Here is a 22,140-nt window from a genome sequence, read left to right as displayed (position 1 = left end):
GGCTCCTCCGGTTAGCGCGACAGGCGATCGCGGGACAGCGTGTTGCCGCTGCCGGGGTTGCCGGATGTTTGCCCAGGGACGGGACGTGGAGTTGGCGGGATGGTCGGCTGGCTGGCGCCGGGCAGGCTCAGGGAGCCGGACGCGGGCGACTGCTTGCCGGCCTCCTGCGCGGCCTGCTGGATGATCTTGTCGATGGGGAGGTAGACGACATTATTGCCGCCCCGGGTATCGATCATGACCTTGCTGGCGCGGGAGAAGATTTCCTCCATGGTTTCCAGGTACATGCGCTCGCGCATGACGGCAGGCGATTTGCGGTATTCGCTGACGATGCTGTTGAAGCGCGAGGTATTACCCGTCGCATCGCCGATGACCTTGGCCTTGTAGCCTTCGGCTTCCTGGATCATGCGCGATGCCTGCCCGGCGGCCAGCGGCACGACCTGGTTGGCATAGGCCTCGCCTTCGTTGATCTGGCGTTCGCGGTCCTGCCCCGCCTTGACGGCGTCGTCGAACGCGGCCTGCACCTGTTCAGGCGGTTGCACGTTCTGGATCGCCACAGTGCTGACCTGGATACCGGTGTCGTAGCGGTCCAGGATCTGCTGCATGAGCGCCTGCACCTGCGTCGCGACGTTGGTTCGGCCTTCGTAAAGGACGTAATCCATGGGCTGCTTGCCCACGATCTCGCGCATGGCCGTTTCCGCGGCCTGGCGGACGGATTCGTCCGGATCGCGAGTGCGGAAAAGGTAATCGGGCGCGCCGTCGGCGCGCAGGCGGTACTGCACCACGAACTGCATATCGACGATGTTTTCGTCCGTGGTCAGCATGAGTGCTTCGGGCAGCACCTTATTGCGCGAACTGCCGCGGAAACCGACTTCGAAAGTCCGCAGCTGGGAAATATTGACGATTTCCTGGTTCTGGATGGGATACGGCATTCGCCATTGGAAACCGGCCTGGGCGGTCTTGTAGTACTTGCCGAACTGGGTGACGACCGCCACCTGGCCTTCCTGGACGATATAGAAACCGCTGGCCAGCCACAGCGCCACCAGGACGACGACGATCAGGCCGGCGCCGATACGCGCGTTCCGCGGCCCGTTGCCGCCGCCACCGCCAGGACCGCCGGGGCGGCCGCCCTGGTTGCCCTTGCGGCCGAACAGGGCGGCAATGCGATTGTTGAAATCGCGCCAGACTTCGTCCAGGTCGGGGGGACCATCCCCACTGCCTTGCGGACGACGGGGCGGTTCGGAGCCATTCTGGCCACCTCGGCCCCAGCCTGGGTCATTCAGATTGAACAGTTTGGATATTGGACGCATTATTTCCCGCAATCTGACCAGCCTGTGCAATTGCCGCGCGCAACGCATCCAGACCGGCGCGCTCGGCGGCGCTGACAAACACCCGCGCAATCGTACCATGGGCGTTCTCTTCGACCCGGGGGGGCAACCCCAGCAGATCGATCTTGTTATGGACCATGATGACCGGGATATCGCCCGCGCCGATTTCGGTAAGGACTTTCTGGACTTCGTGGATCTGTTCGTCCCGCTGGGGGCTGGCGGCATCCACGACATGCAGCAGGAGATCGGCGTGCACGGTTTCTTCGAGCGTCGCCCGGAAGGCGGCGATCAGCGTGGGCGGCAGGTCGCGGATAAAACCGACCGTATCGGACAGGACGATGGAGCCGGCGCCTTCGATCCAGATGCGGCGCGTGGTCGTGTCCAGGGTGGCGAAGAGCTGGTCCGCCGCATACGCCCCGGCGCGGGTCATGGCGTTGAATAGGCTGGATTTTCCCGCGTTCGTGTAGCCGACCAGGGAAACCGACAACGCCCCGCCCCGCGCCCGCGAACGGCGCTGGGTGACACGCTGGCGCTCGACCTTGTCCAGGCGTTCGCGCAGCACCTTGACCCGGGCGCCGATCATGCGGCGATCCATTTCCAGCTGGGATTCACCCGGGCCTCGCATGCCGATGCCGCCGCGTTGGCGTTCGAGGTGACTCCACAGGCGTGTCAACCGCGTGGTCAGGTGCTGCAACTGCGCCAGCTCGACCTGCAGCTTGCCTTCATGGCTTTTGGCCCGCAGCGCGAAAATATCCAGGATCAAGGCAACGCGATCGACCACGCGCAGGTTGAATTCGCGTTCCAGGTTGCGCTGCTGGGCCGGCGACAGAGGCTGGTCGAACAGGACAACGTCGGCGTCATGGGCGCGAGCGACCAGGACGGCTTCCTGGACCTTGCCTGAACCGATGAAGTACTTGGCGTCCGGCCGGTCCCGGCGTGCCAGCACGGTATCGACGATCTCCGCGCCCGCACCGCGCGCCAGCATGGCGAACTCCTGGGCATGGGCTTCGAAATCGGGATTGCCGAGGTCGACACTGATGATCAACGCACGCATGCAGCCTCCTGGCCGGCGCGGGCGATACGAACGGCACGAAAAAAGGGAATCTGGAAAAGCACGGGTGTCATCGCGCACGCGATGCGTGAAACGGCGGCATGAACTACACGCGCACAGTGAAAATGCCCGCCGACACGATGAGTGCGGCGGGCACGAAAAGCAAGGCGGCCATCGAGCGGCGCAGGGCCGCGTAAAAGACCGTGCGCGCAGCAGCTGGTGGAGCCGGCGCGACGGTCGGTCGAACGTTTATTCAGAAGGGATTTCCACCTGGAAATTGACCGCGCGGGCCGGAACGACAGTCGAGATCGCATGCTTGTAGACCATCTGGGTCACGGTATTGCGCAGCAGCACGACGTATTGATCGAAGGATTCGATCTGCCCCTGAAGCTTGATGCCGTTGACGAGATAAATGGACACGGGTACGTGATCCTTACGCAGCGTGTTCAAGAACGGATCTTGCAGAGTTTGCCCTTTATTGCTCATTGGCCAGGCTCCATTGTGTTGTTTTGGGGTGTTGTTTTGATAGTGGCAGACGCCGAATTAGCTACTCTACAGGGTTTTCCCGGGCGATGCCACTGAATGATGTGACGCAACATAACACTAAAAGTTCACACCAGAATCGTGCGCAAAGCGTGCACCAAGGCGTCGCATTCCTGGGTCGTTCCAATCGAAATCCGCAAGTACCGGACGATGCGCGGATGGCTGAAGTGACGCACGATGATGCCCTTTTCCCGCAGTGCAGCAGCCAGCGCCGCGGCGTCCCGGGCGGGATGGCTGGCGAGCACGAAATTGGCGGCCGAAGGGATGACATCGAAGCCCAGCTCGCGCAGCGACGCCGCCAGGGCCTCCCGCGTATGGATGACAGCCGAACGGGTGAACTCGAAGTACTCGGTATCTTCGATCGCGGCCGTGGCACCGACTTCCGCCAGTCGGTCGATGGGATAGGAATTGAAGCTGTTCTTGACGCGCTCCAACCCTTCGATCAGGGCCGGGCTGCCGATGGCGAAGCCCACGCGCAGGCCCGCCAGGGAACGCGACTTGGACAGGGTTTGCACCACCAGCACATTGTCGTAGCGATTGGTCAGCGGCACCGCGGATTCCGCGCCAAAGTCCACGTAGGCCTCGTCGACCACGACAACCGCATCGGGATTGCCGGCCACAATGCGTTCGATGTCGGCAAGCGGCAGGGCACGCCCGGTCGGCGCATTCGGATTCGGAAAAAGGATCGGCCCCGCCGGCTGCCCCGCGGCGGGTAGGTAGTCCCGCACATCGATGCTGAAGTCCTCGGCAAGCGGAACGACCTGGTGGCGAACGCCATACAAGCCGCAATACACCGGATAAAAACTGTAGGTGATGTCCGGGAAGCGCAGCGGCGCGTCGTGGTTCAACAGGGCCTGGAACGCAATGGCCAGCACTTCGTCCGAACCGTTGCCGACGAAGACCTGGGGCAACGACACGCCGTAATGGGTAGCGATTGCCTTGCGCAGGCGATCCGAGCCGGGATCGGGATAAAGCCGCAGCCGCTCGTCGCAGGCCGCGCGCAAGGCGTCCAGCACCTTGGGCGACGGACCGAAGGGATTCTCGTTGGTGTTGAGCTTGACGAGGTTCGCGAGCTTGGGCTGTTCGCCCGGAACATAGGGGCTGAGCCCGGCGACGACGGGGCTCCAGTAACGGCTCATGGCGGATCCTTGGCTGCTATTTATCCTGCACGTAGGGATTGCGCGAAGACTTGAATTCGATGCGCAGCGGCGTGCCGGCCAGATCGAAGGCATTGCGGAAGCGCGTTTCCAGGTAACGCCGGTAGGCATCCGGAATGGCGTCCAGCGCATTGCCGTGGATGACGACCAAAGGCGGGTTCTGGCCACCCTGGTGGGCGTAGCGCATCTTGGGCCGGAAAATACCCTTGCGAGGCGGCGGCTGTTGCTCCACGGCGGCCTGCAGTTCGCGCGTGAGCTTGGGGGTGGACAGCTTGGCGAACGCCGCCGCATGGGCGGCATTGACGGACTTCAGCAGCGCCTTCACACCCGCGCCCTTCAGGGCCGAGATGGTATGCATGCGCGCAAAGGACAAGAAACGCAGCTTGCGTTCGAACTCGCGCTGGATGCGCTCGCGCTGCTCGGCATCCAGGCCGTCCCATTTATTGATGGCCACCACCACCGCGCGCCCGGTTTCCAGCACGAAGCCCGCGATATGGGCGTCCTGTTCGGAAATCTCGGTCTGCGCGTCCAGCATCAGCAGCACTACGTTGCTGGCCTCGATGGCCTGCAGGGTCTTGATGACCGAAAACTTCTCGACAGCCTCGAATACCTTGCCGCGCTTGCGCAGTCCCGCCGTGTCGATCAGCGTGTAGCGCTTGCCGTCGCGGTCGAAGTCGATTTCGATGGCGTCGCGCGTCGTGCCCGGCATATCGAAGGCAATGACGCGTTCCTCGCCTAGCAGCGTGTTGATAAGCGTGGACTTGCCGACATTGGGGCGGCCGACGATGGCCAGTTTGATACGGTGATCGGCCGCGGGCGCGCTGAACTGGCCCTCCGGCAGCGGCGTGTCTTCGCCATCGGCGATGTCCGCCTGCTCGTCCTCGGACGGCTCCGGTTCGGGCTCTACGAGGCCCTCGAGGGCGTGTTCGATGAGGTCCACGATGCCATCGCCGTGCGCCGCGGAAATCGGCCACGGCTGGCCCAGGCCCAGCTCATGGAAGTCGGTCGTGGCCGCCATGCCCATGCCTTCGGCCTTGTTGACCGCGAGCAGGATGCGCCGCTGTCCGGAGCGGCGCAGCAGTTCGGCAATCTCGTGATCGTGCCCGTTGACGCCCGCGCGGCCGTCGACAAGGAAAATGACCACGTCGGCTTCGGCGATCGCCTGGCGGGTCTGGCGTGCCATCTCGCGCAGGATGCCATCCTTGGCGACCGGCTCGAACCCGCCCGTGTCGATGACGATGAAGGGATAGTCCCCCACCCTGCCCTCGCCGTAGTGGCGATCGCGCGTCAGTCCCGAATAGTCGGCGACCAGGGCGGCGCGCGAACGCGTCAGGCGATTGAAAAGGGTGGACTTCCCGACATTGGGACGACCGACCAGAGCGACGACAGGCTTGAAGGACACGGATGGAAAGCTGTTTGGGTTCAGTTGGCGCCGATCATGACCAGGTTACCGTTTCCGGTCTGGACCAGCACACCTTGGGATGTAGTCTGCAAGGGCGAAAGTACGGCGCCGCCGCCCACGGACAGCCGGGCGAGCAAATGGCCGTCCGAGCGCGAGAGGAAATGCACATAGCCATCATAATCGCCAAGGGCGATCGCCGGCCCGATGGACACGGGCGCGGTCAGGTGCCGATTGCGCAGGCCGCTCTGCTTCCAGAGCTCGGTACCGTCCTGCAGGCTGTAAGCGTGGACGATGCTGTGCGAGTCGGGCGCATAGACAGCGCTCTCGTCCGCACCCAGGCCGACGGCGCCGGAAAACTCCTTGGCCCAGACGGTGCGTCCGCCCTGCGAGACGTCGAAGCAGGCAATGCGGCCCTGGTAGGCGACCGCGCACATCAGGGGGCCGATCAGGCGGGGCGCGCCCACCACGTCGTTCAGGCGCTCGAGATCGCTGCCGCCCTTGGGCGTGGCCACGGTGCCTTCCCACTGGACGTTGCCGCTATCGGCGCTGATGGCCATCATCTTGCCGCCCGCCAGGCCGGCGATCACCAGGCCTTGCGCCATGATCATCTGGGTGCTCGTGCGCAGCGCCAGGGCCGGGCCGGGCCGCTGCACGCTCCACATCCGCTCGCCGTTGCGGGCGTCGTAGGCGCTGATGCGATAGTCGCCGCTGCGCACCACGACCAGCCCGCTGTTGACCAGGGGCGGCTCGTCCACTTCGCTGGTGGCGCGCACTTTCCATTTCTGCTTGCCGGTATCGTCGAAGGCGATGACATCGCCCGCACGGGACGTCACGACGGTCGTCGTGCCGTCGCTGCCCGCGCCGGCGGTCAGGTCGGTCTTGGCATCGGCGCGCCAGAGGGCACGCCCGCTGAGCAGGTCGTACTTGCCGACCGTGCCGTTGGGCGCCGCGGCATAGACGGCTTCGCCGACCACGGTCGGATAGAAGCCGTAGCCGCCCCCGCTGCCCACGGACACCGACCAGGCCTGGCGCACGGACATGCCGGGCTTGTAATCGGTGAGAGGCGTCGGATCGTAGCGGGTGTCGTCCTTGGAGAACAGCGAGCACGCGCCCAGGCTGAGCACGGCCGCGACGCAGGCGGCGAGAACGACGGGACGACGGAAGGCAAACGTAAACATCGAATCAGGCTCCGCTCAGGGCATCGAGTTTCAATCGCACGACGGGGGTCAGGGGATGGCCCGGACCGAGGCCGTCGATGGCGCTTTGCCAGGCGGCGCGCGCTTCCTGGACCTTGCCCTGGGCGGCGAGGATATCGCCGCGGCGGTCCGCGTACAGCGCGGCGAACGCCGGCGGAGGGTCCTGCAACTGGGCCAGCGCCGCATCGTATTGCTTCTGGTCGAGCAGCAAGCCCGCCAGCCGCAGCTTCGCGACGGGCTGCAGGGCCGCCTGCTTGCGCTGGGCCGCCAGCCATTCGAGCTGCTCGCGGGCGCCTTGCAGGTCGTTCTGTGCCTGCAGGGCCTGGGCGGCCACGAGAACCCCGCGGCCGGCATAGCCGGTATTCGGATAGTCGTCACGCAAGGTGCTGGCCGCGGCCTTGATGCGCGCGGTGGCGTCGGCACCGCCGAGCCGCGCCGCGTCCTCGAGCGCCTCGAAATAGCCCATGGCCTGGCGGCTGGCATGCGCCTGATACGCCTGCCAACCCATCCAGCCGCCATAGGAAATGGCTGCCACCGCCACGACGATGGAGACCAGCAGGCCGTAGCGCGCCCACCAGGCTTTCAAGGCGTCGAGTTTTTCCTGTTCTTCGAGATCGTATGCCATGCTTACATGTCCTGCCGATTCACCGTTTTCATAATCGAGGCGGGCCGCCGCTTATCCCAGCAACGCCTGCGCGAGTTCCGCGAGCGGCACCTGGCGCTGCCCCTCTTCGCCGCGCAAGGGCTTGATGCCGGCCGTACCGGCCGCCACTTCGTCGGCGCCAAGGATAACCGCAACGCGGGCACCACTGGCGTCGGCACGCTTGAATTGCGACTTGAAGCTGGCCGCGCCGGCGTGGACGATAACGGAAAGTCCGGCATCGCGCAGTTGCTCGCCCACTTTGGCCGCCAGGCGCTGCGCTTGCTCGCCCTGGTGAACGAGATAGACGTCGCATTCCGGCACGGGTTCCGCGGGGATGGTCTGTTCCCACAGGTCGAGCAGGCGCTCCATGCCGATGGCGAAACCGACCGCCGGCGCGGGCTTGCCGCCCAGCAGTTCTATCAGGCCGTCATAGCGCCCGCCGCCGCACACGGTGCCCTGCGAGCCGAGGCGGTCCGTGACCCATTCGAAAACCGTCAGGTTGTAGTAATCCAGCCCGCGCACCAGCCGGGGATTGAGCCGGTAAGCGATGCCGGCATCGTCCAGGCGCTGCCGCACGCCGTCGAAGTGCGCGCGCGATTCTTCGCCCAGGAAATCGAACAGGCGGGGTGCGCTATCGGCCATGGCCTGCATGGCGGGATTCTTGGTATCGAGCACGCGCAGCGGGTTGCTGTACATGCGGCGCTGGCCGTCTTCGTCCAGGACGTCGCGGTGCTTTTCCAGGTGTTCGATCAGCGCCGCGCGGTGTGCGGCCCGTTCGGCGGGTTGGCCCAGGGAATTCAGCTCCAGGCGCACATCGGTCAGGCCCAGCAGCTTCCACAGGCGCGCCAGCATGACGATGAGCTCGGCATCGACGTCGGGACCGGCGAAGCCCAGGGCCTCGACATCGATCTGGTGGAACTGGCGATAGCGGCCGCGCTGCGGGCGTTCGTGGCGGAAGACCGGACCCAGCGAATACACACGGTGCGGACGGTCGTACAGAAGATTGTGTTCGATGGACGCGCGCACGATACCGGCGGTCATCTCCGGCCGCATGGTCAGCGAATCGCCGTTCAGCGCGTCGGTGAAGGTGTACATCTCTTTTTCGACGATGTCGGTGACTTCGCCGATACCGCGCGCGAACAGCCGCGTGTGTTCCAGCACGGGCGTGCGGACATTGCGATAGCCATAGGCGCGCAGCCAGCCCCGGACGATTTCCTCGAACTGTTCCCACCGGGCGCCCGCGCCAGGCAGGACGTCGTTCATGCCGCGGATCGCGGCGACTTTCTGGAAAGCTTGCGTCATGTCGTGATGCGCGCGCTGTGGCTTCAGCCGCGGCGGGAGCGCCGTACCCTTACTTTTATTGTGAGGCCTGCGCGCCGTAGCGGCGCGCGACGTAGTTTTCGACGATGGTCTGGAATTCTTCCGCGATATGGTCGCCCTTGAGCGTCACCGTGCGTTCGCCATCGATGAACACGGGAGCGGCCGGGACTTCGCCGGTACCGGGCAGGCTGATGCCGATATCCGCATGGCGGCTTTCGCCCGGACCGTTCACCACGCACCCCATGACGGCGACGTTCATGCTTTCGACACCGGGATAGCGGGTGCGCCATAGCGGCATCTGGCGCCGCAGATACGATTGGATGCTGTCAGCCAGCTCCTGGAATACGGTGCTGCTGGTGCGGCCGCATCCGGGGCAGGCCACCACCATGGGGGTGAACGCCCGCAATCCCATGCTTTGCAGGATTTCCTGCGCGACGACGACTTCGCGCGTGCGGTCCCCGCCCGGCTCGGGCGTGAGCGAAATACGGATGGTGTCGCCGATGCCTTCCTGCAGCAGAACCGCCAGCGCCGCGGTGGACGCGACGATACCTTTGCTACCCATGCCGGCCTCGGTCAAACCCAGGTGCAGAGGGTAGTCGCAGCGGGCGGCGAGATCGCGATACACCGCGATCAGGTCCTGCACATGGCTGACTTTGCAGGACAGGATGATCTTGTCGCCGGCCAGGCCGAGTTCCTCGGCGCGGCGCGCATTGCTGATGGCGGAAACGACCAGCGCGTCGCGCATTACGGCCTGGGCCTCCCAGGGCGTCGCGCGGCGGCTGTTTTCGTCCATCTTGCGCGCCATGAGCTCGTGGTCCAGGCTGCCCCAATTGACCCCGATGCGCACGGGCTTGTCGTGACGGCAGGCAACCTCGATCATTTGCGCGAAGTTGTCGTCGCGCTTTTTGCCCCCGCCCATATTGCCCGGGTTGATGCGGTACTTGGACAAGGCCTGCGCGCATTCCGGAAACTGCGTCAGCAGCTTGTGGCCGTTGTAGTGGAAATCGCCGACCAGCGGCGTGTCCACGCCCATGCGATCGAGCTGCTCCCGGATGGCGGGGACTTCGCGCGCGGCTTCGGGCGTATTGACCGTGATACGCACCAGTTCGGAACCCGCCTGCGCCAGGTCGCGAACCTGGATCGCGGTGGCGATGGCGTCCGCGGTGTCTGTGTTGGTCATGGATTGCACGACCACGGGCGCGGCGCCGCCTATCGTAACGGCGCGGCCGCTCCAGCGAACCCGCACGGCGCGCGTGGCGTGGCGGGACGCGGGCCCCACGGGCGGGGGCGCTTGATCCTGGCAGGGCGATGACGATTCTTGCATGGCGAAATATCGAAGCGCGGTGTTGGAACCTGGAGGCGTCGGAGGACGGTGATGCCGGCCCGGTCGCGGTCAATGTCCCGAACGGGACAGCCAGCCGGGCAGCCAATGCGTGGGCAGCCACCCCTGCCAGACGCCATAGGCCACGGCAGCCGCGATGACCAGCAGGATGACGATCAGCCAGCCCCACGACGAAGAACTGCGCTCTTCTTCGGTGGGCAGCGTTCCGCGCGGCGATTGCAGGCCGCTCTGGGTCGCCAACCGCGCCGGCGCGCCGCCGCGCATGTGCGGTTCGAGCGAGGCAATAATGGTTTCGGGGTCGGCCCCCAGCAGCCGCGCATAGCTGCGAATCAGGCCGCGCAGCGAAATACCCTTGGGAAGATCGGCCCAGCGCTCTTCTTCGAGCGCGGCAATCTGGCGCGGCGCGAACTTGATGCGGCCGGCCACTTCTTCCAGCGACCAGCCCTTGCTGACGCGCAGCGCACGCAGCGCGCCGCCCACCGCGTGCTCACCGGCCGCATCGTGGCCCGGTTGGGTGGTGACGGACGTGGAGGAATCGCTCATGCATGCACCTGCTTGATCGGAATGGCCTGCCGCTGGGTGGCGATCCGCTCGGTGATGCGGGTCCGGTCGCGCACTTCGCCGGCCAGCTGGCCGCACGCCGCGTCGATGTCGTCGCCGCGCGTCTTGCGCACGGTGGTCACGACGCCTGCGTCCATCAGGCGTTGCGCAAAGAGCCGGACGCGCGCGGAAGGCGAGCGCTTCAGGCCGGATTGCGGAAATGGGTTGAACGGGATCAGATTGATCTTGCAGCGCACCTGTGTGGCGATGCGGATCAATTCCCGGGCGTGCTCGTCGGCATCGTTGACGCCGTCGAGCATGACATATTCGAAAGTGATGAAGTCGCGCGGCGCGTGTTCGAGGTAGCGATTGCAGGCCGCGAGCAGTTCCGCCAAGGGATACTTGCGGTTCAGCGGCACGAGCTCGTCGCGCAGCGCGTCGTTCGGCGCATGCAGGGATACGGCGAGCGCCACCGGGCAGTCGCGCGCGAGGCGATCCATCATGGGTACCACGCCGGAGGTCGACACCGTAACGCGCCGGCGGGACAGCCCGTAGGCATTGTCGTCCAGCATGAGCCGCAGGGAAGTCAGCACCTGGTCGTAGTTCAGCAGGGGTTCGCCCATGCCCATCATCACGACGTTGCTGACCACGCGGCTGTCCGGCTGGGCCGCCGCGCCAGGCTTGCCGGACGGCAGGCGGGCGCTGGCCAGGTCACCTTCCAGAGTCTTGCGCGCCCACCACAGCTGGCCGATGATTTCGCTGGCGTGCAGGTTGCGGTTGAAGCCCTGATGGCCGGTGGAACAAAACCGGCAGGCCACCGTGCAGCCGGCCTGGCTGGAGATGCACAGCGTGCCGCGATCGTCCTCGGGAATGAAGACGGTTTCGATGGCGTTGCCCTGCCCGACGTCGAACAGCCACTTGCGCGTGCCGTCGGTGGATTTCTGCTCCGTCACGACGGGCAGGGCCTGGATCGTGCATTCCTGCGCCAATTGCGCGCGAAAATCGCGCGCCAGGTCTGTCATGGCGTCGAACGTGTCCGCGCCGCGCTGGTGCACCCAGCGCTGCAACTGGCGGGCGCGGAAGGGCTTGCCCCCCCAGCGCTGGACCAGGGCAGTCAGCTCGGCGCCATCCAGGCCCAGCAGATTGACACGTTCACTATCGTTCATGACGTCGGCGCAAACCGCGATCAGCGGCTGTGGATGTTGATTTCGGGGAAGAAGAAAGCGATCTCGACGGCGGCGGTTTCGGGGGCATCCGAACCGTGCACGGCGTTGGCATCGATGCTGTCGGCGAAGTCGGCGCGGATGGTGCCGGGTTCGGCTTTCTTGGGATCCGTGGCGCCCATCAGGTCGCGGTTCTTGGCAATGGCGCCCTCGCCTTCCAGCACTTGCACGAACACGGGGCCGGAAACCATGAAATCGACCAGGTCCTTGAAGAAGGGACGCGCCTTATGGACCGCGTAGAAGCGTTCCGCATCGGCACGCGACAATTGCTGCATGCGCGCGGCGATGACCTTCAGGCCGGCCTGCTCGAAACGGGCCACGATCTGGCCGATAACATTCTTTGCCACGGCGTCGGGCTTGATAATCGAGAGGGTGCGTTCGATCGACATGAAAACTCCAATAAAAACAGGGACTTCTACGTGGTTTACAGTAACCGGACATTCTAGCATGCCGCGATTGGCGTCTACATCTTAAAATTGACGGTTTGCCCCGTGCGAAACGGCCCGGGGCCGTCAGTCAGCCGGAACCGTGCAATGAACAAAGCCGCACCCCAGAACGAGTCGCAAGAACTATCCAAAAGCTTCGAACCCGCCGAAATCGAGGCGCGCTGGTACGCCGAGTGGGACCGGCGCGGGTACTTCGAAGGGGGCCGGCATGTCCAGGGCGATGCGTCCGCGGGCAGCTACGCCATCCAGTTTCCCCCACCCAACGTGACGGGAACGTTGCACATGGGGCATGCGTTCAACCAGACCATCATGGATGGGCTCACCCGCTACCATCGCATGCTGGGGGCGGACACGGTGCTGATACCGGGGACGGATCATGCCGGTATCGCGACCCAGATCGTCGTCCAGCGCCAGCTGGATGCGCAGCACATTTCGCGCCACGACCTCGGCCGTGAAAAGTTCATTGAAAGGATCTGGGAATGGAAACAGCAATCCGGTAGCACGATCACCGGGCAGGTCCGCCGGTTGGGCGCCTCGGCCGACTGGAGCCGGGAATACTTCACCATGGACGAGCGTATGTCGCGCGGCGTGGTGGAGACCTTCGTCCGCCTGTACCGGGAAGGCCTGATCTACCGCGGCAAGCGGCTGGTCAACTGGGACCCCAAGCTGCTTACCGCGGTGTCCGACCTGGAGGTGCAGTCCGAGGAAACCGAAGGCCATATGTGGCGCATCGAGTACCCCTTCGTCGACGGCCCCCAGACCATCGTCGACCGCGAGGGCAACACGGTCACCCTGCGCGGGCTGACCATCGCGACGACACGGCCCGAAACCATGCTGGCCGACGGCGCCCTCTGCGTGCACCCTGGCGATGAGCGCTACCGCCACCTGGTCGGCAAGCTGGTCGAGCTGCCCCTGTGCGACCGCAATATTCCCATCATCGCCGACGATTTCGTCGATCCGGACTTCGGCACGGGAGTGGTCAAGATCACGGGCGCGCACGATTTCAACGACTACGCCTGCGCGCTGCGGCACAACCTGCCCTTGATCGTGATTTTCACGCCGGACGCGCACATCAACGAAAACGGTCCGGCGCAGTTCCGCGGACTGGAGCGTTACGAAGCGCGCAAGGCGGTGGTGGCCGAACTGGAAGCGAACGGCTACCTGAAAGGCGTGGAAGCGCACAAGATGATGCAGCCCAAGGGCGACCGCACAGGCGTGGTGCTGGAGCCCATGCTGACGGACCAATGGTTCGTGGCGATGAGCAAGCCGGCGCCCGAAGGCACGCTGCACCCCGGCAAGAGCATCACACAGGTCGCGCTGGAAGTCGTGGCCGAAGGCCGCGTGACCTTCTACCCCGAAAACTGGACCACCATTTACAACCAGTGGCTGAACAACATCCAGGACTGGTGCATTTCGCGCCAGCTGTGGTGGGGCCATCAGATTCCAGCCTGGTACGCCAAGGACGGCACCATCTTCGTCGCGCACAATGAAGAGCAGGCCCTGGAACAGGCCCGTGCCGCGGGGATCGAAGGACCGCTGGAACGCGATCCCGACGTCCTCGATACCTGGTTCTCGTCGGCGCTGGTGCCGTTCACCGATTTGGGCTGGCCGGAAAAAACCCCGGACCTGGCCCGCTATCTGCCTTCCAGCGTGCTGGTGACGGGCTTCGACATCATCTTCTTCTGGGTTGCCCGGATGGTCATGATGACGACCCACCTGACCGGCGAGATCCCCTTCAAGCACGTTTACGTGCACGGCCTGATCCGCGACGCGGAGGGCCAGAAGATGAGCAAATCCAAAGGCAATACGCTGGATCCGGTGGACCTGATCGACGGCGTGGACCTGGAAACGCTGGTCGCCAAGCGCACCTATGGCCTGATGAATCCCAAGCAGGCGGGCAGCATCGAGAAAGCGACCCGCAAGCAATTCCCGGACGGCATTCCGGCGTTCGGCGCCGATGCGCTGCGCTTCACGATGGCGGCCTACGCGACGCTGGGTCGCAATATCAACTTCGACCTGAAGCGCTGCGAAGGCTATCGGAACTTCTGCAACAAGCTGTGGAACGCCACGCGTTTCGTGCTGATGAATACCGAGGGCCACGAGGTAACGGCGACGGCCGGCGAACCCAGCTTCGTCGACCGCTGGATCGTCAGCCAGCTGCAGGAACTGGAAGCCGAGGTCGCGCGCGGATTCGCCGATTACCGCTTCGACAATATCGCCAACGCGCTGTACCGCTTCATCTGGGACGAATACTGCGATTGGTACGTGGAGCTTGCCAAGGTGCAGCTGCAGACCGGCACGCCGGCACAGCAGGCCGCCACCCGCGCCACGCTGATCCGCGTCCTGGAGGCGGTGCTCCGCCTGGCGCATCCCATCATCCCCTTCATCACGGAAGAACTGTGGCAGAAGGTCTCCGTGGTGGCGGGCAAGCGGCAACCGGGCGCGGCCGCCAGCATCAGCGTCCAACCCTATCCGCGGCCCAACCCCGCGGCGCGCGACGAGCAGGCCGAAGCCGCCGTCGCCGAACTGAAAGCGCAGATCGAGGCCGTACGGGCATTGCGCGGCGAAATGAATCTGTCGCCGGCGCAGAAGGTGCCGCTGATCGCGCATGGTCCGGCGGAGCTGCTGACCCGCAATGCGCCGTATCTGGCGGCGCTCGCGCGCCTGACGCAGGTCGATGTGGCTGCCACCCTGCCCGACGTGGGCGCGCCAGTGCAAGTCGTCGGCGAAGCGCGATTGATGCTGCACGTCGAGATCGACGTCGCGGCGGAATGCGCGCGGCTGGACAAGGAAATTGCCCGGCTGCAAGGGGAGATCGCCAAGGCGAATGGCAAGCTGTCCAACGCCAGCTTCGTGGAACGGGCGCCCGCGGCCGTGGTGGAGCAGGAAAAGGCGCGCCTGGGGCAGTTCGAGGAAACCCTGGCCAAGGTGCGCGAGCAGCGCGGCAAATTGGCGGCCTGACGCCGGGGGCGCGGAGCCCTGGCCCGGGGTCGCGGCCGCCTGCATATGCAGGCGGTCCTATCCCGTCGGGGGCATTCGCCATCCACCCCATCGCTGTGGGGCAGGCACCGGAGGCGAAGCCGCCCCGCCAGGCACAAGTGCCCGTTAGGCGCCCGGCCCCAGCGTTTTCAGAAAACGCTCGTCTTGCGGGGTCAGCCAGCCTTGTTCGCGCGCGCGTTGGATCAGGTCGGGACGGCGCTCGGCCGTCAGGCGCAGGGACTGCTCCCGGCGCCAGCGCGCGATATTCGCATGATGTCCGGACAACAACGGCGCGGGCACCGCCTCGCCCTCATAGATCTCCGGCCGAGTGTAATGGGGGCTGTCGAGCAGCCCCGACAAGGCGGGATTGAAGGAGTCCTGTATGGCCGATTCGTCGTCGTTCAGGACGCCCGGCAACAGGCGCACGGTGGCGTCCACGATGGCCATGGCGGCAAGCTCGCCGCCGGACATCACGAAGTCGCCCAGCGACAGCTCTTCGTCGACGTGGCGATCGATGAAGCGCTGGTCCACGCCTTCATAGCGCCCGCAGATCAGCACGGCGCCGGCCGACGCGGCAAGCGATTGGGCACGCGGCTGGTCGAACCGGCGCCCGGTGGGCGAGAGAAGGATCACGGGCGCCGGCTCCAGCGCATCGGCGGCGCGGCGCGCGCGCGCCGCCTGCACGGCAGCCGCGAGCGGCGCGGCCATCATCACCATGCCCGGTCCGCCCCCATAAGGACGATCGTCCACGGTGCGATGGGCATCGTGCGTGAAATCGCGGGGATTCCAGGCCTGCAGATTCCATAGCCCCTGTCCATGCGCGCGGCCGGTCACGCCCAGATCCCGCACCACGGCGAACATGTCCGGGAACAGGCTAATGACGTCGAAGCGCATCAGAAATCCAGGGGCCAATCGGTATCGATACGGCGACCGGCCAGGTCGACTGCGCGTATGTGCGCGTGAACGAAAGGCACCAGGACTTCGACAGGCCGTCCTTTGGAATCGAGCAGGGGCTCGGCTTGCTGGCCCTGCCCGCCAGGACGTTGGCGCCGCACCTTGAGGATGGCATGCGCGCCGTTGTCGACGACTTCGTCGACAGTGCCCATCAGGACCGGCGCGCCGTTGTCTTCGCCATAGACGGTACAGCCGATCAGATCGACCCAGTAGTATTCGTCTTCGTCAGGCGCCGGAAAAGCGCTGCGTGGCGCGCACACCGCCATGCCTTTCAACGCCTCGGCCTGATCGCGGTCGTCCACGCCTTCGAGCTGGGCGACGACATGCGAACCATGCGAGCGCGCGGACCTGATGGCATACGAATGCGCAGGAGCGGATTTCCCCGACGAGGCGCCCAGCGTACCGGGCGGCGCGGGACGGATCAGCCACCAGGTCGACGCGGACGAAGACTTGGCGGATGAACCTGACGCGATGGCGAGAAGGACGTCCGCGTCAGCAGAGTGAGGCTGGACCTTGACCCAACCTTTGACCCCATAGGCCGCGACAATGCGCCCGAGTTCGACCAGGTCGGGGGGCGCAACAGCAGGTGATGCGATGTTGCTCATTGCGCGGCGCGGGTCATGGAACCAGGCGGAAGGCAGTGTGCCCCGCCCTGTTCACAGGCACGGGCAGGTATCAGGCCGAAGCCGAAACCTTGGCCGAGTAATCCTTGACCAGGCGCGCGACGGCGGGCGACAGCTGAGCGCCGTTGCCAGTCCAGTACTGGACGCGGTCCATGGCGATACGCAGCTTTTCCGTGCCTTCGTTGGCGACCGGGTTGTAGAAGCCAACGCGCTCGACGAAACGGCCGTCGCGGCGGTTACGCGAATCGGTCGCCACCAGGTTGTAGAACGGACGTTTTTTCGACCCGCCGCGGGCCAGACGAATCACCAGCATAGGTAATCCCTTGAATTGGTTGTGAAAAACAGTAGATTCTAGCACCCTGAGCGTATCCCGGCAAATGGGCCGGGCGATTTGGCTCAATATTGTCGCGGCAAGGCCGCGCTTTGCGACGTCCCCGTTATCCGGCCGAGTGGCGGCGGGACGCCGGGGATGGCAAATGTCCTGGCGCGGACGGTGAAAGCGCCAGAGACAGCCTACTCTACATCCGGAGCGCCCTGCCCGCCAGCGCCGAGCGATCCCGGCGATGCCGCGGATTTTCGGGCGCGGACCTTAGCGGCGGCGCAGGTAATGCACGCCCTGCCCGGCGTTTTCTTCCTGCAGCAGCAAGGCATTGCCCGTTTGCCTGGAGAAGGCCTGGAAATCGCGGATGGCGTTGCGGTCCGTCGTGGTGACCTTCAGGACCTGGCCGCTGACCAACTGGGCCAGCGCCTTTTTCGCCCGCAGGATGGGGAGCGGGCAGGCCAGGCCCGTGGCGTCGATTTCGAGATCCGCGGCGGGCGCGGTGACGGGCCCCGCGGCCGGAACGGCCGCGTCCGGCTCCTGTGCGGGAAGGCTATCGCGCGTCACAGCCGTTCATCCACCCACGACCGCACGCTGGCGATGGCCGCCGGCAAGGCGGCCGTATCGCTGCCGCCGCCCATGGCCATATCCGGACGGCCGCCCCCCTTGCCGCCGAGCTGGGTCGAGACGAAGCCCACCAGGTCGCCGGCCTTGATGCGGTCGGTCAGGTCCGCGGTGACGCCGCCGACCACGCTGATCTTGCCGTCGGCAGCGGCCGCCAGCAGCACGACGGCCGGCTTGAGCTTGTCCTTGAGCTGGTCGACCATGCCGCGCAGCGCCTTGGGATCCGCACCGTCGATGCCCGCCGCGAGCACCTTGATGCCCTTGATCTCGACGGTCTGGCGAGCGGCCAGGTCGTTGCCGGCGCTGGCCGCCAGGCGGCTGCGCGCCTGGTCCAGGTCTTTTTCCAGGGACTTGATCTGTTCCTGGACCTGGGCGATGCGATCGGGAAGATCCGCCGCCGGCGTGCGCAGGACGGCGGCCGCGCGGTTCAGCAGGGCCGTCTGGCCCTGCACCCAGGCAAGCGTGTTGTCGCCGGTGATGGCTTCCACGCGGCGCACGCCAGCAGCCACGCCGGTTTCCGCGATGATTTTGAACATGCCGATGTCGCCGGTGCGCGAGACGTGCGTGCCGCCGCACAATTCGCGGGAAAAGCCGATGTCCAGGACCCGCACCGTGTCGCCGTACTTTTCGCCGAACAGCGCCATGGCGCCCCCCTTGACCGCTTCGTCATAGGGCAGCACGCGCGACTGTGCGGGCTGGTTGGCCAGGACTTCCGCATTGACGATGGCTTCGACGCGGGCGATCTGCTCGGCCGTCATGGGCGCATCGTGGGCGAAGTCGAAGCGGGTCTTGTCGGGATCGACCAGCGAGCCGCGCTGCTGCACGTGGGCGCCCAGGACCTCGCGCAAGGCTTTGTGCATCAGGTGCGTGGCGGAGTGGTTGCGCACGGTGCGCGCGCGCCGCACCGCATCCACGCGCGCCAGGACGGTGTCGCCGACGGCCAGGCGGCCGGATTCCAGCCTGCCATGGTGGCCCGATACGCCGGCCTGGATTTTCTGCGTGTCGGCCACGGCGAAACGCATGCCCACCGCTTCCAGCAGGCCGGTATCGCCCACCTGGCCGCCGGATTCGGCGTAGAAAGGCGTGGCGTCCAGCACGACCACGGCATCCTGGCCGGCCTCGATGCGCTCTACGGCCGTGCCGTCCGCGTACAGCGCGACGACGCGCACGTCGTCCAGCTCGATGTTGTCATAGCCCTCGAAACGGGTGGCCGCGCCTTCGTAGGCCAGGCCTTCCGCCATTTTGAACTTGCCCGCGGCGCGCGCCTGCTCGCGCTGGCGCGCCATGGCGGCATCGAAGCCGGGCAGGTCGACTTCGACTCCGCGTTCGCGGCAGATATCGGCGGTCAGGTCGACCGGGAAACCATAGGTGTCGTACAGCGTGAACAGCGTCGTGCCGTCCAGTTGTCCCCCTTTGGGTACGCCGGCGAGCGCGCCCTCCAGGATCTTCATGCCGTTTTCGAGGGTTTCGCCGAAACGTTCCTCTTCCTGCCTGAGCACCTGCGCCACGCGCTCCGCGGTCCGCGCGAGCTCCGGATAGGCGTCGCCCATTTCGCCGACCAGGTCCGGCACCAGGCGATGGAAGAAAGGCTTGGTCTGGCCCAGCTTGTATCCGTGTCGCAAGGCCCGGCGCACGATACGGCGCAGCACGTAGCCACGCCCTTCATTACTGGGAATGACGCCGTCGACGATCAGGAAGGAACAGGCGCGGATATGGTCGGCAATGACCTTCAGCGAATTGTCCGCGAGATCGCGCACACCGGTTTCGCGCCCGGCGGCGGCGATCAGTTTCTGGAACAGATCGATCTCGTAGTTCGAATGCACGCCCTGCAGCACGGCGGAAATGCGCTCCAGGCCCATGCCGGTATCCACGCAGGGCTTCGGCAGCTTGGACATATTGCCCGCGGCGTCGCGCTCGAACTGCATGAACACCAGGTTCCAGATTTCGATGTAGCGGTCACCGTCCTCTTCGGGCGAGCCCGGGGGGCCGCCCCAGACATCCGGGCCGTGATCGTAGAAAATCTCCGAGCACGGACCGCAAGGGCCGGTTTCGGCCATCTGCCAGAAGTTGTCCGAGGCGTAGCGTGCGCCTTTGTTGTCCCCGATACGAACGATGCGCTCGGCGGGAACGCCGATTTCCCGGGCCCAGATATCGTAGGCCTCGTCGTCCTCGTGATAGACCGTGACCCAGAGTTTCTCGGCCGGCAGCTTGTAGACGGTGGTGAGAAGCTCCCAGGCGTAGTGAATCGCGTCGCGCTTGAAATAGTCGCCGAAGCTGAAGTTGCCGAGCATCTCGAAGAACGTATGATGCCGCGCCGTATAGCCGACGTTTTCCAGGTCGTTGTGCTTGCCGCCGGCACGCACGCTGCGCTGCGACGAGGTCGCCCGCGTATAGCCGCGCGTTTCCTTGCCGGTGAACACGTCCTTGAACTGCACCATGCCCGAATTGGTGAACAGCAGGGTGGGGTCGTTGCCGGGGACGAGCGACGACGAGGGGACGATCGTGTGCCCCTTGGACTGGAAGAACTGCAGGAACTTCTGACGGATCTCGGAGGATTTCATCGCGGATGAATCGGTCGGCATAAGGCGAATTTTTGATTATAGAGGGTTGCGTCCGTTTGAAGACTGTAACGACTCGGGTAGGCGCCGTCGGCCAGGACGTCCGCTCGCCGGTGGTGGGTGTCCGCGCATGGGCGGCGCAGTCGATTGCCGGTTTTCCGGCCGTTTTTCAACGCAGGCATACATAGCCTTCGGTCCAGCCAACGTCGGCGTCCCGTTCGCCGCCGGAGGCGACCATGACGGCCCGATACCCCGGCGGGCATGAACACGCCCCGGTTCTCGGATTGGGCGCGGACCGGCCCGGCATGTCGCAGCCGGTCCCGGTATTGGTCGCGTAGGCGCCGCCGAAGCCCCCCGGCGGCGCCCACGTGCCGGCCACGCAGTTAAGCAGGCTGCCGTCCGTATCGCGCGCGAGCAGGCCGTTTTCCGGGCAGGGTTCGCCGGGGACAGCCTTTCCGTCCAGTTTCAGGTGCTCGCCGGCGACCAGCCGGCGGCTGGAAAGCGTGCCGGCCGTGGAAACGTCGCCGCGAAATTGCGGATCGCGGGCGTCGCGGGCCCGCAGATAGCGGTGGGCATCGGCGGCTTCGCGGCCGGCGCGCACGGCGACCGTGCCGATGGGCAGGGCCGCCATGCCCGGCGCGGGAGGGTTGGGCAGATCGAACGCCGCGCCGCGCAGGCGATCCGGCGCCAGTTCCGACACGCTGGCCCCCGCCCCGCCGGCCGCCATGAGCACGCCGGCCAGACGGGTCGGGTCCGGCAAAACGGACGCCGCGGCACGGCTTGCCGCGGGGGGAAAGACGCCGGTGTACGCAAGGGCCTCGATGCGGCACCCCGCACCGGGGCAGTCGCCGTCGCGCCACAACTTGATGGCGACCCGCATGCCGAGGGGACCGTGCTCGGGAACAGCGCCAGCGAGGTGGCCCTGCGCCTTCAGCTCGGACAGCGTGGGGGCCCACGGATCGGCATATACCGCCCCGCCATGGTCGTCCACCAGCGCGCCGCCGTCGGCCAGCGTGTCGCCGTGGCGCGCCAGCATGCCGTCCAGGGCGCGGCGGATATCAAGCAGCCACAGGCCCGCGGCCCGCTCGGCGACACCCTCCACGTCGCGGACCAGGCGGTTGGCCGCCCAGACGGCCAGCACGCAGGCGATCGCGACGGCGATCGTTAACTCGAGCAATGCGAAGCCGCGTTGGGCGCGGACGCCGCCGTGCGTGCATGCCGGATGAAGAGCGGACATACCGGCGCCTCTTGTCAGCGCGCGGTAAAGACAAAGGTATTGGCGTCGCCGCGAGCGCACTGGGCCTGCGCCAACATGGCGTCGTAGTGCCTGGGCGGCGACGCGCTGGTGTCCTTGACCACGACGGGACCGCCCTCGCCTTCCACGACAATGATCTCGGACACCCGTTGCATGACCGACGCCAGGCCGGGGCAAGCCGCGTTATTGACGTTGGTCAGCGTCAGCGTGAAGGCGGATCCGGGCCCGCCGCCGGCAAAGGAGGCAGGCGCCACGGCGATGGTGCCGTTGCCACCTGCGCCGTTGCCGCCCAGGCCGTGCGCCACCACGGCGGACGCGTCGCTGCCTTCAACCGCGAAAATGCTGGAATCGCGCAAGGCATTCGCCAGCATTCCGCCATGAAGGTTGTGGTACGGCGCGACGCCGCCTCCCTGTCCGTTGGCCTTGACCCGCGCGACGAAGCGCTGCAATTCCTCGCCCACCTTGGGCACCTTGTTTTCGACGACGTAGCTGCCGATGGCCGGTATCCCGACGATCGCGATGAGCAGCACGATGGCGGTCACGATAGAGACTTCGATAAGCGAGAACCCTTGCTGGGTACGGTGGCGGCACGCGGACATGGCGGCTCCTTCAATGGTGTGGTTCGGAAGGTCGGAATCCC

Annotated in this window: 20 protein-coding genes; 1 reads left to right on the top strand and 19 read right to left on the bottom strand. The window is 65.9% G+C overall.

Features of this window, described 5'->3' with window-relative positions; all coding sequences use genetic code 11:
* Window positions 1–11: 11 nt before the first annotated feature.
* From hflK to ndk, 12 genes are all read right to left on the bottom strand, one after another.
* A complete protein-coding gene (gene hflK, locus CAL28_RS10115) occupies window positions 12–1,307 on the bottom strand; it encodes an FtsH protease activity modulator HflK (RefSeq protein WP_094841265.1) in 1,296 nt (431 codons plus the stop codon).
* Window positions 1,273–2,379 (bottom strand): GTPase HflX, encoded by a 1,107-nt coding sequence (hflX, locus tag CAL28_RS10110; protein ID WP_094841264.1) that lies wholly within the window; start codon window positions 2,377–2,379, stop codon window positions 1,273–1,275. Before hflX ends, hflK begins: the two co-directional genes overlap by 35 nt.
* A 246-nt stretch (window positions 2,380–2,625) precedes the next feature.
* Window positions 2,626–2,862, bottom strand: coding sequence for an RNA chaperone Hfq (gene hfq / locus CAL28_RS10105; protein WP_066347256.1), 237 nt, complete (start codon window positions 2,860–2,862; stop codon window positions 2,626–2,628).
* A 125-nt stretch (window positions 2,863–2,987) separates the two neighbouring features.
* Entirely contained in the window at window positions 2,988–4,058 is a 1,071-nt protein-coding gene (gene hisC, locus CAL28_RS10100) for a histidinol-phosphate transaminase (protein ID WP_094841263.1), read from the bottom strand.
* A gap of 16 nt (window positions 4,059–4,074) precedes the next feature.
* Window positions 4,075–5,478, bottom strand: coding sequence for a ribosome biogenesis GTPase Der (gene der, locus CAL28_RS10095; RefSeq protein ID WP_094841262.1), 1,404 nt, complete (start codon window positions 5,476–5,478; stop codon window positions 4,075–4,077).
* A gap of 20 nt (window positions 5,479–5,498) precedes the next feature.
* Window positions 5,499–6,656 carry an outer membrane protein assembly factor BamB gene (gene bamB, locus CAL28_RS10090; RefSeq protein WP_094841261.1) on the bottom strand — a complete coding sequence of 386 codons (1,158 nt, stop codon included), beginning with the start codon at window positions 6,654–6,656 and terminating at the stop codon, window positions 5,499–5,501.
* Window positions 6,657–6,660: 4 nt separating this feature from the next.
* Window positions 6,661–7,299, bottom strand: coding sequence for a YfgM family protein (locus tag CAL28_RS10085; protein ID WP_094841260.1), 639 nt, complete (start codon window positions 7,297–7,299; stop codon window positions 6,661–6,663).
* A gap of 51 nt (window positions 7,300–7,350) precedes the next feature.
* Window positions 7,351–8,619 (bottom strand): histidine--tRNA ligase, encoded by a 1,269-nt coding sequence (gene hisS / locus CAL28_RS10080; protein WP_094841259.1) that lies wholly within the window; start codon window positions 8,617–8,619, stop codon window positions 7,351–7,353.
* 55 nt (window positions 8,620–8,674) lie between these two features.
* Entirely contained in the window at window positions 8,675–9,961 is a 1,287-nt protein-coding gene (gene ispG, locus CAL28_RS10075) for a flavodoxin-dependent (E)-4-hydroxy-3-methylbut-2-enyl-diphosphate synthase (protein ID WP_094841258.1), read from the bottom strand.
* Between the two features lie 69 nt (window positions 9,962–10,030).
* Complete coding sequence (locus CAL28_RS10070) at window positions 10,031–10,522, bottom strand: helix-turn-helix domain-containing protein (protein WP_094841257.1); 492 nt, start codon at window positions 10,520–10,522, stop codon at window positions 10,031–10,033.
* Window positions 10,519–11,685 carry a 23S rRNA (adenine(2503)-C(2))-methyltransferase RlmN gene (gene rlmN / locus CAL28_RS10065; RefSeq protein WP_094841256.1) on the bottom strand — a complete coding sequence of 389 codons (1,167 nt, stop codon included), beginning with the start codon at window positions 11,683–11,685 and terminating at the stop codon, window positions 10,519–10,521. Before rlmN ends, CAL28_RS10070 begins: the two co-directional genes overlap by 4 nt.
* 20 nt (window positions 11,686–11,705) lie before the next feature.
* The gene (gene ndk / locus CAL28_RS10060) at window positions 11,706–12,131 is read right to left on the bottom strand and encodes a nucleoside-diphosphate kinase (protein ID WP_094841255.1); all 426 of its coding nucleotides are present in this window, start codon (window positions 12,129–12,131) and stop codon (window positions 11,706–11,708) included.
* A 144-nt stretch (window positions 12,132–12,275) separates the two neighbouring features.
* On the opposite strand from ndk, the gene CAL28_RS10055 reads away from it, so the two are divergent.
* Window positions 12,276–15,149 carry a valine--tRNA ligase gene (locus CAL28_RS10055; RefSeq protein WP_094841254.1) on the top strand — a complete coding sequence of 958 codons (2,874 nt, stop codon included), beginning with the start codon at window positions 12,276–12,278 and terminating at the stop codon, window positions 15,147–15,149.
* Between the two features lie 144 nt (window positions 15,150–15,293).
* On the opposite strand, the gene trmD is transcribed toward CAL28_RS10055, so the two are convergent.
* The 7 genes from trmD to CAL28_RS10020 all read right to left on the bottom strand — a co-directional run bounded on the left by trmD (window position 15,294) and on the right by CAL28_RS10020 (window position 22,099).
* Window positions 15,294–16,061, bottom strand: coding sequence for a tRNA (guanosine(37)-N1)-methyltransferase TrmD (gene trmD, locus CAL28_RS10050; RefSeq protein ID WP_094841253.1), 768 nt, complete (start codon window positions 16,059–16,061; stop codon window positions 15,294–15,296).
* Entirely contained in the window at window positions 16,061–16,726 is a 666-nt protein-coding gene (rimM, locus tag CAL28_RS10045) for a ribosome maturation factor RimM (protein ID WP_094841252.1), read from the bottom strand. The genes trmD and rimM overlap by 1 nt, the downstream gene beginning before the upstream one ends.
* Window positions 16,727–16,796: 70 nt before the next feature.
* Window positions 16,797–17,057 (bottom strand): 30S ribosomal protein S16, encoded by a 261-nt coding sequence (gene rpsP / locus CAL28_RS10040; RefSeq protein ID WP_094841251.1) that lies wholly within the window; start codon window positions 17,055–17,057, stop codon window positions 16,797–16,799.
* A gap of 276 nt (window positions 17,058–17,333) precedes the next feature.
* Entirely contained in the window at window positions 17,334–17,543 is a 210-nt protein-coding gene (locus tag CAL28_RS10035) for a sulfurtransferase TusA family protein (protein WP_254926272.1), read from the bottom strand.
* 83 nt (window positions 17,544–17,626) lie between these two features.
* Entirely contained in the window at window positions 17,627–20,248 is a 2,622-nt protein-coding gene (gene alaS, locus CAL28_RS10030) for an alanine--tRNA ligase (protein ID WP_094844539.1), read from the bottom strand.
* Between the two features lie 166 nt (window positions 20,249–20,414).
* Complete coding sequence (locus CAL28_RS10025; protein ID WP_094841249.1) at window positions 20,415–21,482, bottom strand: type II secretion system protein; 1,068 nt, start codon at window positions 21,480–21,482, stop codon at window positions 20,415–20,417.
* Between the two features lie 14 nt (window positions 21,483–21,496).
* Window positions 21,497–22,099, bottom strand: a complete 603-nt coding sequence (locus CAL28_RS10020) for a type 4 pilus major pilin (RefSeq protein ID WP_094841248.1) — start codon at window positions 22,097–22,099, stop codon at window positions 21,497–21,499.
* Between the last annotated feature and the right edge of the window lie 41 nt (window positions 22,100–22,140).

This window comes from Bordetella genomosp. 11, assembly GCF_002261215.1.
Classification (GTDB): domain Bacteria; phylum Pseudomonadota; class Gammaproteobacteria; order Burkholderiales; family Burkholderiaceae_B; genus Bordetella_C.
This window is presented reverse-complemented; position numbering and strand designations above follow the sequence as displayed.

Excerpts from the sequence above, each read along its gene's own strand:
- hflK (WP_094841265.1), bottom strand. The coding sequence starts at position 1,307 with ATGCGTCCAATATCCAAACTGTTCAATCTGAATGACCCAGGCTGGGGC.
- hflX (WP_094841264.1), bottom strand. The coding sequence starts at position 2,379 with ATGCGTGCGTTGATCATCAGTGTCGACCTCGGCAATCCCGATTTCGAA.
- hfq (WP_066347256.1), bottom strand. The coding sequence starts at position 2,862 with ATGAGCAATAAAGGGCAAACTCTGCAAGATCCGTTCTTGAACACGCTG.
- hisC (WP_094841263.1), bottom strand. The coding sequence starts at position 4,058 with ATGAGCCGTTACTGGAGCCCCGTCGTCGCCGGGCTCAGCCCCTATGTT.
- bamB (WP_094841261.1), bottom strand. The coding sequence starts at position 6,656 with ATGTTTACGTTTGCCTTCCGTCGTCCCGTCGTTCTCGCCGCCTGCGTC.
- CAL28_RS10085 (WP_094841260.1), bottom strand. The coding sequence starts at position 7,299 with ATGGCATACGATCTCGAAGAACAGGAAAAACTCGACGCCTTGAAAGCC.
- hisS (WP_094841259.1), bottom strand. The coding sequence starts at position 8,619 with ATGACGCAAGCTTTCCAGAAAGTCGCCGCGATCCGCGGCATGAACGAC.
- ispG (WP_094841258.1), bottom strand. The coding sequence starts at position 9,961 with ATGCAAGAATCGTCATCGCCCTGCCAGGATCAAGCGCCCCCGCCCGTG.
- CAL28_RS10070 (WP_094841257.1), bottom strand. The coding sequence starts at position 10,522 with ATGAGCGATTCCTCCACGTCCGTCACCACCCAACCGGGCCACGATGCG.
- rlmN (WP_094841256.1), bottom strand. The coding sequence starts at position 11,685 with ATGAACGATAGTGAACGTGTCAATCTGCTGGGCCTGGATGGCGCCGAG.
- ndk (WP_094841255.1), bottom strand. The coding sequence starts at position 12,131 with ATGTCGATCGAACGCACCCTCTCGATTATCAAGCCCGACGCCGTGGCA.
- CAL28_RS10055 (WP_094841254.1), top strand. The coding sequence starts at position 12,276 with ATGAACAAAGCCGCACCCCAGAACGAGTCGCAAGAACTATCCAAAAGC.
- trmD (WP_094841253.1), bottom strand. The coding sequence starts at position 16,061 with ATGCGCTTCGACGTCATTAGCCTGTTCCCGGACATGTTCGCCGTGGTG.
- rimM (WP_094841252.1), bottom strand. The coding sequence starts at position 16,726 with ATGAGCAACATCGCATCACCTGCTGTTGCGCCCCCCGACCTGGTCGAA.
- rpsP (WP_094841251.1), bottom strand. The coding sequence starts at position 17,057 with ATGCTGGTGATTCGTCTGGCCCGCGGCGGGTCGAAAAAACGTCCGTTC.
- alaS (WP_094844539.1), bottom strand. The coding sequence starts at position 20,248 with ATGAAATCCTCCGAGATCCGTCAGAAGTTCCTGCAGTTCTTCCAGTCC.
- CAL28_RS10025 (WP_094841249.1), bottom strand. The coding sequence starts at position 21,482 with ATGTCCGCTCTTCATCCGGCATGCACGCACGGCGGCGTCCGCGCCCAA.
- CAL28_RS10020 (WP_094841248.1), bottom strand. The coding sequence starts at position 22,099 with ATGTCCGCGTGCCGCCACCGTACCCAGCAAGGGTTCTCGCTTATCGAA.